Origin of the sequence: Propionibacterium ruminifibrarum, from assembly GCF_900289195.1 — a bacterium.
Lineage (GTDB): Bacteria > Actinomycetota > Actinomycetes > Propionibacteriales > Propionibacteriaceae > Propionibacterium > Propionibacterium ruminifibrarum.
In genome coordinates, this window is sequence record NZ_OMOH01000005.1 from 1 (window position 1) to 11,624 (window position 11,624).

Genomic DNA, 11,624 nt, shown 5'->3' on the forward strand with positions numbered 1-11,624 from the left:
GCGCCGATGGTACTGCACGCGGGAGCGTGTGGGAGAGTAGGAAACCGCCGCACACATTCCACAACGAGTGTCCCCGGCCACATGCTGGCCGGGGACACCACCATTTAACAGGCGTTCTTGGTCCTCCGCGGTGCCGGACCGTGTGCCGACCCCGCGTCATGAGCGGGCCGGCGCTAGCGTGGTGCCATGAACGTCGATGATGATCTCGAGCACCGCCCCTTCGTCACGGTCGAACCGGCCGAGCGCGTGATCCGTCGTCGCAAGGGCGCCAGGGTCCTCGTCCTCGCCGAGGACCGGGTGCTCCTCGAACAGGACACCGACCCGGGGCTTCCCCACCTGACCTGGTGGGTCACTCCTGGCGGGGGAGTCGACAAGGGTGAGACCTTCGCCGATGCGGCCGTCCGCGAACTCCGTGAGGAGACCGGCCTCGTCGTCGCAGGGGAGGATCTCGTCGGGCCCATTGCCCGCCGTCTGACCCACCACGGCTACACCGATCAGGTGCTCGTGCAGACCGAGGAGTTCTTCCTCGTCCGGACCGAGCATTTCGATGTGGACACGTCCGGTTACACCGCCGAGGAGAGACGAACCCTTCTGCGTACCGCCTGGATGACCCGCGAGCAGGTGGCTGCCGCCACGGTCTGGCCCAGGAGGATCCTCGAGCTCTGGGATCTTGGCCGGGGCGACTTCGTGGACCTTGGGGCTGTCGAGGAGTCGACCGTGCCACTCACCGATGAGCAGCGTGCCTTCCTGAACCTCTGACGCGAGGCGTCAGTGGCCTTCCAGAGCCACCTCGTCGGCGGTGATGATCCGGTAGGCATAGCCCTGCTCGGTGAGGAACCGTTGACGGTGCTGAGCGAAGTCCGCGTCCACCGTGTCACGAGCCACCACCGTGTAGAAGTGGGCCGTGGTGTCCTGCCCCTGCCGGCCCGCGAGCCGCTGCTTGGGCCGCAGGAGCCGGCCGAGCCGCTGCGCCTCCTCCTGGCGGGAGCCGAAGGTTCCCGAGACCTGGATCGCCACCTGGGCCGCTGGCAGGTCGATGGAGAAGTTCGCCACCTTGCTGACCACGAGCAGATCGATGACGCCGTTTCGGAAGTCGTCGTAGATCCGCTGACGGTTCCTCGTCGTTGTCTCCCCGGTGATGATCGGGCAGTCCAACTCGCGTGCGAGCTCGGTGAGCTGGTCGACGTACTGGCCGATGACGAGGGTGGGCATGCCCCGGTGGGCCTCGATGATGGACCGTACGACATCGGATTTGGCGCTGGCGGTGGAAGCCAGCCGGTACCGCACGTCGGCGTCGGCGAGGGCGTAGGCCATCCGCATGTCGTCAGGAAGGTCGACTCGCACCTCGATGCAGTCGGCCGGGGCGATGTAGCCCTGGGCCTCGATCTGCCGCCACGGGGCGTCATACCGTTTGGGCCCGATGAGGCTGAAGACGTCGGCCTCGTGACCGTCCTCGCGGACGAGGGTGGCGGTGAGCCCCAGGCGCCGGCGGGCCTGAAGATCCGCGGTCATCCTGAAGACCGGGGCCGGCAGCAGGTGCACCTCGTCGTAGACGACGAGTCCCCAGTCACGGGCGCTGAAGAGTTCGAGGTTCGGGTGGATGCCGTTCCGTTTGGTCGTGATGACCTGGTAGGTGGCGATCGTCACCGGGCGGATCTGTTTCTTCGCTCCCGAGTACTCGCCGATCTCGTCGGGGGTGAGGCTCGTGCGGGCGAGGAGCTCGGCCCGCCACTGGCGGGCCGAGACGGTGTTCGTCACGAGGATGAGGGTTGTCGCGCCGGTCAGGGCCATCGCCGCCGCACCGACGATCGTCTTGCCGGCCCCGCAGGGCAGGACGACCACCCCGGAGCCGCCGTCCCAGAATGCCCTCGCCGCCTCATCCTGGTACGGACGCAGGCTCCAGCCGTCCTCGACCAGCGAGATCGGGTGGGCCTCGCCGTCCACGAAGCCGGCGACGTCCTCGGCCGGCCAGCCCAGCGCGAGGAGCACCTGTTTGAGGCGACCCCGTTCGGAAGGGTGGACGACCACCGTCGTCGTGTCGATGGCCTGGCCCAGCAGCCCCCTGGTGCGCGTGCTGCGCCGCACCTGCGTCATGACGGCCTCATCGGTCGAGGTGAGGACCAGCCCGTGCGCGGGATCCTTGTCGATGCGCAGCACCCCGTACCGCCCCATCGTCTCCGCGATCTCGATGAGCAGAGCCGACGGAACCGGGTACTTCGAGTAGGTGAGCAGCGCGTGAACGATCTGCTCGGCGTCGTGACCCGATGCGCGGGCATTCCACAGCCCCAGCGGGGTCAGGCGGTAGGTGTGGACGTGCTCCGGGGCACGTTCGAGTTCAGCGAAGGGAGCGATGGCGGCGCGGGCTTCGTTGGCCAGCGGATGCGCCACCTCGAGCAGCACTGTGCGATCGGACTGGACGATCAGGGGGCCGTCATTGTTCATCACCGTTCAGTATGCGTCGCCTCCGCAAGCCGACGGAACTCCTCGATCCGGGGTCAGGCGTGCGGCTCGGTGAGCTGCCTGGGCAGGCAGCTGTTGAGCAATGCATCGCCGGACAGGTTCGGGTAGAGGCTGGAGCAGACCGCCAGCCCGGCGTCGTAGCTGTCGATGCCCCCCGGGTCGGCGATGGTCACCCAGGTGTCCTCGGGCAGCGAGAAGATCTGCTTGCCGAAGTCGCCGCCCTTGAGCAGCAGCACGTTGCGGATGCCGTGGGCGGTGGTGTACTGGACGTTCTCCTGATACCTGTCGTAGATGTCGGGAAGCGTGAAGGTGTGCGAACCGTCCGCGGTCGTCTGCTGCGGGTCGTAGATGCCCTCGTACTTGCTGTCGATCTGCAGCACCCAGCGGCCGTCGAGCACCAGGTTCTGCATGCTGCGGTTGCGCGCGTCGTTCAGCTCGTTGAGGGCCTGAGTGCGTTCATCGACCGTGGGCGTCGGTGTCGGGGTGGGGGTCGGCGTCGGGGTCTCGTCGGTGGCCGAGGCGGCGGGCTCGGACGAGGCCGTGCCCCCCGCGTCGTCGCGGCTCTTGAACAGGACGACGCCGACGACGATCGCGGCCACCAGCAGCGCGGCCAGGACGATGATGATCGCCGTCTTGACGCCGCCGCCCCCCTTCGGCGTCTGCGGCGGTGCGGCCTGCGGGGCGCCCTGGAAGGTGCCGTTCGGCGAGTAGCCGGACTGGGCGCCGGGGAAACCGATCGCGCTCAGCCCGACCGCGCTGCCACCCGGCCAGGCCGGGGTGCCTGACGTCGCGGCGCCGCTGGCCCAGCCCGAGGCGCCGGTGCCCTGCCCGGTTCCGCTGCCGAGCATCGTCGCCGCCAGGCCGGGAGCCAGGACGGTGCTGTTCGGGACGTCGACCGGGGTCGCCGGGGGTGGGGTCCGCAGGGGCGTCAGGGCGGGCAGGTCCAGGGTCTGGTCGCTCGCCTCGCGGAGTGCGTGCGCGGCCTGGGCGGCGGACTCCGGGCGGCGGGAGGGGTCCTTGCGCGTCAGCCAGACCAGGATGTCCCAGATCCGGTCGTCCAAGCCATCCGGCCGTCCGGGGTCGAAACTCAGCTGCGCCTGCATCGCCGCCGCCGGATTCCGGTCGCTGAAGGGCGTGACGCCGGTGATCAGCTCGTACAGCATGATGCCGAGCGAGTAGAGGTCGCTTGCCGGTGTGGGCGTCTGGTTCATGAGCAGTTCAGGCGCCATGTAGTGCGGGGTGCCGGCGACCATCGTCGGGTTGGCCGCGCCGAGACCGGTCTCGGACAGTCTGGACACCCCGAAGTCCGTGATGCGTGGGACGAGTTCGGTGCCGGTCTCGTCGACGAGGACGTTGGCGGGTTTCATGTCCCGGTGAACGATGTGCTGCTCGTGGATCGCCTGCAGCCCCTCGGCCAGTTCCGCGCACACGAAGGCGGCGTCGGACTGGGTGAAGGTTCCCGCACTCTTGAGCATCTGGCGCAGATCGCGGCCCTCGACGATGTCCATGATGATCGCCAGGGTGTCCCCCTCGACGACGAGATCGTGGACGCCCACGACGTTGGGGTGGTGCACGCTGAGCAACAGGTTGCGCTCGGAGACGAAGCGCTTCACCATTTCGGTGTTCTCGCTGATGCTCGGCCGGAGGATCTTCGCCGCGTAGAGGTTCCCCTCGGCGTCCTTCGCCCGCCAGACCTCGCCCATTGCGCCGTCGTTGATGTGGGAAACCAGCGTGTAGCGGCTTCCCAGGGGCTCGTCGGGGCTGTGCGTCGTCACGGTGCCTCTTCGTGGGGTGGGATACTGATGGGTGTGCCCGCGTGGGCACGAGGCCAGCGCAGACGAGCGCCGTCAGGCGCCCCCTGACATAGTACGGTAGAGCGGCTCAGGGGCGACAGGGTGGAGGCCACAGTGTCACACCCAGCAGGGGAGTGACAGGGATGAATGAACCCGCGGAGCATGCGGATGGCGTCGTCGCCGTCGTCGAGGCCGGACCCATTCGCTACCCCCTTTCCGCGGGCGCGACCGTCAGGATCGGCCGCGATCCGGGCAGCGACATCGTCGTGAACCACCCCCTCGCCTCGCGGCGTCATGCCCAGGTCAGTGCCGACCACTCCGGTACGGTTCTGGTCCGCGATCTGGGCAGCGCCAACGGCAGTTTCGCCGCCGGCCGGCGTGTCTCGGAGGCGGCCGTCGCGGCGAACATGGTGCTGAACCTCGGTGCGGTCGACGGCCCTGCCGTCACCATCACGCGCACCGTGGTGCCGGCCGGGGCGCCCGGGCAGGCACCTGATGCCGGCGCGAAGGTGGACTCGATCATCCCGCTGGCGGCCCCCCGCTTCGGTGCCGACACCCCGGGTGGGCCGACCGCGCTCGGGCCGCTGAACCCGGTCACCGCAGCGGGAACGGGGGCGGTCGGTGTCGTCCGGGACGCTGCCGCCGGGGAGGGCTCCGGCGAGACCGTGCTCGTCACCGCGGACAGGGTGGCCCGAGGTGAATCGATCACAATAGGCAGGGCGCCCTCGAACACCATCGTCCTGGACGACCCGCTCGTCTCACGCCACCACGCCAGGCTGACCGGCAGCCCCCAGGACGGCTACCGCGTCGAGGACCTCTCCAGCCTCAACGGTGTCCAGATCAACGGCCACCCCGCGCCGAGCGGCAGTATCTTCCGTGCCGGTGACCGGCTCGGTGTCGGTCGCACCACGCTACTCATCAGCGACGGCCGCATCATCACCCCCGAGCCGGCCCAGACGGCGCTCATCGCCGACGAACTGGGGTTCGCCATCACGAGTCACCGCAAGCGCAAGGTCCTGCTCGACCAGGTGAGTTTCCAGGTTCACGTGGGATCGCTGGTGGCCGTCATCGGCCCGTCGGGGGCCGGTAAGTCGACGTTGCTGCGCGCCATCACCGGCTCCCAGCCGGCCACGAGCGGTCGTGTCATCTACCGCGGCGCCGACCTGTACGAGAACTTCGCCAATCTGCGCCAGCGCATCGGCGTCGTTCCGCAGGACGACGTCGTGCACCGCAGGCTCACCGTTCGCAAGGCCCTGCGCTACGCGGCGCAGCTGCGCCTGCCTGCCGATTACGACGCGCAGGCCCGCGAACACGAGGTCAACCGGGTCATCGACGACCTCGGCCTCACCGAGCACGCCGACACCCTCATCAGCCGGATCTCGGGGGGCCAGCGCAAACGTGTCTCCGTCGCCCTCGAACTGCTCACTCAGCCGGAGCTGCTGCTGCTCGACGAACCCACCTCTGGTCTCGACCCGGGAATGGACAAGTCCGTCATGGAGCTGCTGCGCGCCCAGGCCGACGGGGGCCGCGCGGTGCTCGTCGTGACGCACAGCACGGACAATCTCTCGCTGTGCGACCAGGTGCTCATCCTGGCCCCCGGCGGGGGAGTCGCCTACTTCGGCCCGCCCTCGGATGTGCTCGCCTACTTCGGCGCCCCGCGGTACGCGGAGGTCTTCCAGTCCCTGTCGGACGACCCTGCCCGGCACATCAACCGGTACCGGCAGCTGTACCCGAGCACGCCCGTGCCGGCGCCCTCCCCGTCGCCCGGGATGGCCAAACCCCCGCTGCAGCGACGCGGACGCCAGTGGCGGACCCTCATCTCACGCCAGCTCGCGGTCATCGCCTCGGACCGTTCCTACGCGGTCTCGACGCTTCTTCTGCCGGTCATCGTCGGGCTGATGGCGCTGGCCATCCCCGGCGACGGCGGTTTCGGGGTGCCCGGCCCCGACAACCCGGGTGAACCCAACCAGCTGCTCGTCATCATCATCGTCGGAGCCGGCTTCATGGGCATGGCGGCCACCATCCGCGAGCTGATCGGAGAACGCGCCATCTTCCTGCGCGAGCGCGCAGTGGGGTTGTCGCCGGTGATCTACACGGGCGCGAAGATCTTCGTGCTGTTCATCCTGACGCTCATCCAGAGCGCGCTGCTGGTGTCCGTCGTGCGCATCGGCAAGACCGGCCCCCAGGAGGGCATCTGGACCGACGGAACCATCGAGCTGGCCATCGCCGCATTCGGCACCGCCTTCGCCTCCGGCATGATCGGGCTGCTCCTGTCGGCCGTCGTCACCAGCTCCGAGCAGACGATGCCGGCCCTGGTCATTGCGGTCATGGCACAGCTCGTGCTGTGCGGTGGTCTCATCGAGGTCACCGGCCGCACGGTGATGGAGACCGTCGCCGCCATCGCGCCGAGCCGTTGGGGTTACGGGCAGGCCTCCGCGACCATCGACCTGCGGCAGCTCAACCCGCAGGTCGCCGACGACGCCCTGTGGGAGCACGCCACGGGGGCGTGGTCGCACGGGCTCATCGGCCTGGCCGCGATCAGCGTCGTCGCCGGCATCCTCACACTCGTGCGCCTCACGAGACAGCGGTCGTCCGTGTGATCGGGGTCATTCCCCAGCCGTTTCCGCCTCGGCCCTGACCGAGACGATCCTGGCCAGCGGCAGGCTGATCCGCCCGGCCGCGCGGCGAACGAGGTGCGCGACCCCTGCCGACATCGACAGCACCCGCATGAGATGGCTCTGCGGCGCACCATCGTCGTCGACCCAGTCGACATCCACCCACGAGTCGGTGTCGTGCGCCCGGGTCAGCTCGGACCAGATCTGCCCGGCGGTCATGCCACCGGGTGCCTTCCCCGTCAGCGCCTGGGCGAGGCGTTTCACATCGACCGGCCTGGCGGCGGAGCCGGCGGCGGGGGTAGGCGCCCTCCGCGGCGCGGGGGTCGTGTAGGGCTCCCCGCTGGGCCGTTCGGCCACCGGGGCGAATCCCATGGCTTGAAGCGCCGCCACGAGTTCGGCCGGCTCCGCCGCCGCAGTGATGACACCGGGGGCCAGCTCGCGCAGCCCGAGCTCCGCGGCGCCCGCGTCGGCCAGGATCGCAGCGGCACCGCTCGGATCCGCGACCTGGACGACCGACCCCACCGGGATGACCCGCACCGCGCCATGGGTCCGGGCGGTGTCGGCGATGAGTGCCGACAGCGGACCCGGCAGGGGGGCGTCGGGTCCGGCCGCGCTGTGCGCGCGCAACCAGCCGACGATCGTCTCGGCCGACCAGCCGGCATCCAGCGCCCGGCCGATCGAGGCCCGGGTGAACCGGAAGGTCGCCGCGGCTCCGTGCGACTCGCGGTCGGCGAGCTCGCCGATCACGTGGGCCGTCTCGTGGTCGAGCGGGGCGGGAGCGACCGCCGTCAGATCCGACTGCATCATCAACGAGTCGCCGAAGTCGGCGAAACCGGGGTCGGGCGCCGCCGGATCGTTCACCGTGCGGACGAGCACGGTCGTCCGGTCGAAGGCGAGCAGACCGAGCCAGCGGGCCTCGGCGATGAGCTCTCCCGCGTACCGCTGCCACAGCTCCTGGTGACCGGCGCTGACCAGCCCAGGCCTGCGCCAGGCCAGGCGCTCGGCGAGCGAGTTCTCGTCAACGGCCGTGCCCGGCGCCGCCGCCGAGAGTTCGGTGAGCACGGCGGACCGCAGTGCCGCAGCGCGCGGCTCGGCACGCCCGGGCCACCAGCCGAGGCCGGTCCACGCCGCAGCCAGCGTGCGCCAGCGTTCATGGCCGGGGCGGTCCAGGAAATCGTCGTAGGCGGTCGTTGCGAGCCACGCGCGCCCGTGCGCCGTGAGCAGTCCCGCGTGACGCACCAGGGCCAGGAGGAAACGGCTCTCGCTGGGCTCGTCGTCGACGCCCTCACCGAGGACGCGAGCCACGCCGGTCAGGTCGCGTTTGGACATCTCCCCGCTGGCGAGCGGCCTCGGGGCCCGGGTGCCGAGATCGTCGAGCACCACCTCGACGTGGCTGATGAACTCCTGCGCCGAGCCGATGGCCGCCCTGTCGAGCAGGTCGGGGCCGAGGCTCGCTCCGAGCGCACCGGCCGCCGGGGGCCAGTCGGGCACCCGGGCCGGCGGCACGTTCTGGACGTACCGTCCCCCGCGCAGGTGCAGGGCGACCTCGCGGGGAAGGATCACCTGGTCCGGGCCCGTCGGAACGAGGAGGCCGTGGGCGAGCAGCAGGTCCATCGTCGACTCGGCGTCGTCCGGGCTCACCGGGCGATCGGCTCGGCGCACCGTGCCGTTCGGCGGTCCCCACTGGAGGCGGCGCAGCACCCGCGCACCGTCCTCGCCGACCGCCTCCAGCCCGGCCCGGATGGCCGTCTCGGACAGCGGCCTGGCCGAGGCCGGCGCCAGCCCGCAGGGGTAGGGGCCGAAGACGGCCCGTGCCGCCTGGGTCAGGGCAGCGGGCTCGCCCCAGGCAAGCGCCAGGTCGGTCAGGCGGGTGAGCGCATCCGCGATCTCGTCGTCGCGCCCGCTCACGCCGAGCCCGCCGGACAGGCGTTCAACGGTGGCTGCGGCGCCGCCGGCCTCGCATGCCGCCATGGCGTGGGCGATGCACAGGACCCACGCATCGACGCCTTCGAGCGCACGCGCGGCCGATGGGCGAGCCGATGCCCGCTCCGCCAGGTCCGTGATGTCACGCGGGGCGGGGCTGGCCAGGTCGGGGCGGGCCCGCAGCAGATACTCGAGTTCCTGCGCCGTCCACTGCTGGAGGCTGGCCGCCAGCGAGCGGGGGGTGCTCACCAGTTCGGTCCCTGCCGGCCGGGATAGCCCGGGTAAGGCGGTTGGGGCGCACCGGGCTCACCGGGCCGAGATGCGGCCGGTGGCGCGGTGTGCATGGGCGGGCCGGGAACCGGACCGGGTGGGACGTCGGCCCGGCCGGGCGGGGGAGCGGCCGGTGGCGCGGTGTGGACGGGCGGGCCGGGCGGAACGGCGCCTGCGGCCGGCGGCTGGGGCCGCCCGGTACCGCTGCGGGGCCCGGCCGCCGGCGCCCAGCCCATGGTCTGGGCCTGTTTCGCCGTGACGAGGCGTCCGGCACGGGCCAGATCCGAACGGGTGAGCCGCGGGCCGGCGAGGATCATCGCCAGGCAGACCCAGCGTGCCACCGAGTTGCCCACGGGGAGCGGCTGGGCCTGCCCGGCGAGCAGGGTCACCAGGATGACGAGCGCCACGATGCCGAGCGCCACGAGGAAGGCGGCGCGCAGGAAACGCCGCGAACGCGACTGGGTCATCGACAGGATCCACGCCAGGAGAAGCATGGCGAGGGCGAAGGGTTGGATGATGAAGCCAATGGCGAGGCAACCCAGCATTCCTAGCCCGGTGGTGCGCAGCAGGTTCCCGACGCTGTAGGGCAGCACGCCGGTGTCGGTGAGCAGGACCAGGGGCCCGGTCAACTCGTCGGGGGTCTCCTGGGGCATCGGCGCCGGAGCCCCAGACCACGAGCCGCCCAGCGGATAGTTGTTCACGGTCTGTGGGGCCGGGCCGGACGCCGGGAGCTGCGCCTGGGGGGCTCTGTCGGCGCCCTGCTGCGGGGCGGCCGCGACGACGAGTGAGGAGGCGTCCGGTGGTGCGAACTGCGTGGACGACGCGGGGCCGCTGGAGAGCTCGAACGGTGTCCTCGGGTCGTGCGCGCGCGGACCGGAGGTGGCCAGCAGCGACGTGCTCTCGAAGGGCTTGTGCGGGTCCCGCGGGGCCTGCACGGCCGGGGCCAGGGATTCGAGTGTGGGTCCCGGATCGTCCGGGGAACGGATCGAGTCCGGGCGGGCGAGGGCGCCGCTCACCTCGACGCCCGGTTCCCGACCCGGCGCCGCCAGCGGCTCGGCCTTCGGCTGCGCGAACGCGGCCGGCGCCTCACGAGGAGCACCGTCCAGCGTGAGGGTGTCGAAGATGCGCGGCCCTGCCATGCGGTCAATTCTATGGGCGGTCCTGCGCCGCCGCGGCTGCGCGAGCCACGAGGAGACGAGTCGGCACCGTGCGACAAGGCGAGTTGCCCGTCTCGATAATCTTGAAGTGGTCTTCTGCCCCCGCATGAGCGGGAGCGGTCACGGCAGCCCGGAAGAATGAGGTGACCAGATGCCGAGCGGCAGGGTGCGTTTCTTCGACTCCGAGAAGGGTTTCGGATTCATCACGAAGGATGACGGCGAGGGAGAGGTGTACTTCCGCTCCACCGCACTGCCCTCGGACGTGGCCAGCGTCAAGCGCGGCCAGCGCGTCGAGTTCGGTGTCATCGAGGGCCGGCGTGGTGAACAGGCGCTGTCGATCACCCTCATCGACCCGCCGCCGTCACTGTCCAAGGCCTCCCGGCGCAAGCCCGAGGACCTGGCCGTGATGATGGAGGACCTCATCAAACTGCTCGATGGCCTGTCGAACGGATATCGTCGCGGCCGTCATCCCAATCAGAGTCAGGCCACCAAGATCGCGACCATGTTGCGCGGCGTGGCCGACGAGCTGGAGAAGTAATGCCATCTGCGCGAACCGCCACCACCAAGACGGACACGGTGCTGGCCGCAGCCGTCGACGTCGCGCTCACTGCAGCCACCCACCAGGCCGGCGACTTCGGGGTGGGGGAGTACCTCGGCTGCGAACTCGAGGGCGAACGCCTGCTCACCCACTACTTCGCATGCCCCCACAGCGGTTACCGCGGCTGGCGCTGGGCCGTCACGTTGACCCGCCCCCCGCGGGCCCGCACGGCAACCGTCGACGAGGTCGTCCTGATCCCCGGTGACGACGCGCTGCTCGCCACCGAGTGGGTGCCGTGGGCCGACCGCGTCCGCCCGGACGATGTCACGCCCGGCACGCTGCTGCCCACCGCGGACAACGATCCGAGGGTGGAGCCCGGTTTCACCGGCGGCGAGATGGCCGCGGACGAGGACCCGGCCGAGTGGAGCGCGACCCGTGACATCGTCTCGGACCTCGGCCTGGGGCGGGAACGAGTGCTCTCCCACGAGGGACGATCACGGGCGGCCGAGCGCTGGCTCGGCGGCGAGGGCGGCCCGGACAACGCCTCGACGCGGCACGCGCCGGGCCTGTGCGTCGAATGCGCCTACTTCCAGCGCATCACCGGGTCACTCGGCGTGCTCTTCGGCGTGTGCACCAACGAGTACTCCCCGCGGGACGCCAAGGTCGTCAGCATCGACCACGGTTGCGGCGGACACTCGAACGTCGTCGCCGACCAGCGCGGCGTCGATCTGCCCGCTCCCGTCTACGACACGATCGGCGCGGACGACAAGGCGATCTTCGACTGACCCCGCCCCGGTGCTGCAGCTGCCCGGCACGGGCGGCCACGAGGGTCCCGGCGTGACGGCGGCACGGCTGCCGGCACACTCCG

At 70.8% G+C, this 11,624-nt stretch carries 8 protein-coding genes; 4 read left to right on the forward strand and 4 right to left on the reverse strand.

The window, feature by feature from the left end; translation table 11 throughout:
• Nucleotides 1-186: 186 nt before the first annotated feature.
• Complete coding sequence (locus PROPJV5_RS06870; protein WP_119715622.1) at nucleotides 187-759, forward strand: NUDIX hydrolase; 573 nt, start codon at nucleotides 187-189, stop codon at nucleotides 757-759.
• A 9-nt stretch (nucleotides 760-768) separates the two neighbouring features.
• On the opposite strand, the gene PROPJV5_RS06875 is transcribed toward PROPJV5_RS06870, so the two are convergent.
• On the reverse strand, nucleotides 769-2,445 hold the full coding sequence (locus PROPJV5_RS06875; protein ID WP_182858617.1) for a DNA repair helicase XPB: 1,677 nt from the start codon (nucleotides 2,443-2,445) through the stop codon (nucleotides 769-771).
• A gap of 50 nt (nucleotides 2,446-2,495) precedes the next feature.
• Nucleotides 2,496-4,235, reverse strand: coding sequence for a serine/threonine protein kinase (locus PROPJV5_RS06880; protein ID WP_119715624.1), 1,740 nt, complete (start codon nucleotides 4,233-4,235; stop codon nucleotides 2,496-2,498).
• Between the two features lie 161 nt (nucleotides 4,236-4,396).
• Between PROPJV5_RS06880 and PROPJV5_RS06885 the strand changes: the two genes are divergently transcribed.
• Nucleotides 4,397-6,853, forward strand: a complete 2,457-nt coding sequence (locus PROPJV5_RS06885) for an ATP-binding cassette domain-containing protein (protein WP_119715625.1) — start codon at nucleotides 4,397-4,399, stop codon at nucleotides 6,851-6,853.
• Nucleotides 6,854-6,859: 6 nt separating this feature from the next.
• Here PROPJV5_RS06885 and PROPJV5_RS06890 read toward each other — a convergent pair whose 3' ends face one another.
• On the reverse strand, nucleotides 6,860-9,040 hold the full coding sequence (locus PROPJV5_RS06890) for a helicase-associated domain-containing protein (RefSeq protein WP_119715626.1): 2,181 nt from the start codon (nucleotides 9,038-9,040) through the stop codon (nucleotides 6,860-6,862).
• Nucleotides 9,037-10,200 (reverse strand): hypothetical protein, encoded by a 1,164-nt coding sequence (locus tag PROPJV5_RS12530; protein WP_182858618.1) that lies wholly within the window; start codon nucleotides 10,198-10,200, stop codon nucleotides 9,037-9,039. The genes PROPJV5_RS06890 and PROPJV5_RS12530 overlap by 4 nt, the downstream gene beginning before the upstream one ends.
• A gap of 169 nt (nucleotides 10,201-10,369) precedes the next feature.
• Here PROPJV5_RS12530 and PROPJV5_RS06900 point away from each other — a divergent pair, with 169 nt between their 5' ends.
• Together PROPJV5_RS06900 and PROPJV5_RS06905 are read left to right on the forward strand one after the other, a co-directional pair.
• Nucleotides 10,370-10,756: a cold-shock protein gene (locus tag PROPJV5_RS06900; RefSeq protein WP_119715628.1), complete on the forward strand. Its 387-nt coding sequence runs from the start codon at nucleotides 10,370-10,372 to the stop codon at nucleotides 10,754-10,756.
• Nucleotides 10,756-11,541, forward strand: a complete 786-nt coding sequence (locus PROPJV5_RS06905; RefSeq protein ID WP_119715629.1) for a DUF3027 domain-containing protein — start codon at nucleotides 10,756-10,758, stop codon at nucleotides 11,539-11,541. Before PROPJV5_RS06900 ends, PROPJV5_RS06905 begins: the two co-directional genes overlap by 1 nt.
• The last annotated feature ends 83 nt before the right edge of the window (nucleotides 11,542-11,624 follow it).

Excerpts from the sequence above, each read along its gene's own strand:
- PROPJV5_RS06885 (WP_119715625.1), top strand. The coding sequence starts at position 4,397 with ATGAATGAACCCGCGGAGCATGCGGATGGCGTCGTCGCCGTCGTCGAG.
- PROPJV5_RS12530 (WP_182858618.1), bottom strand. The coding sequence starts at position 10,200 with ATGGCAGGGCCGCGCATCTTCGACACCCTCACGCTGGACGGTGCTCCT.
- PROPJV5_RS06905 (WP_119715629.1), top strand. The coding sequence starts at position 10,756 with ATGCCATCTGCGCGAACCGCCACCACCAAGACGGACACGGTGCTGGCC.
- PROPJV5_RS06900 (WP_119715628.1), top strand. The coding sequence starts at position 10,370 with ATGCCGAGCGGCAGGGTGCGTTTCTTCGACTCCGAGAAGGGTTTCGGA.
- PROPJV5_RS06870 (WP_119715622.1), top strand. The coding sequence starts at position 187 with ATGAACGTCGATGATGATCTCGAGCACCGCCCCTTCGTCACGGTCGAA.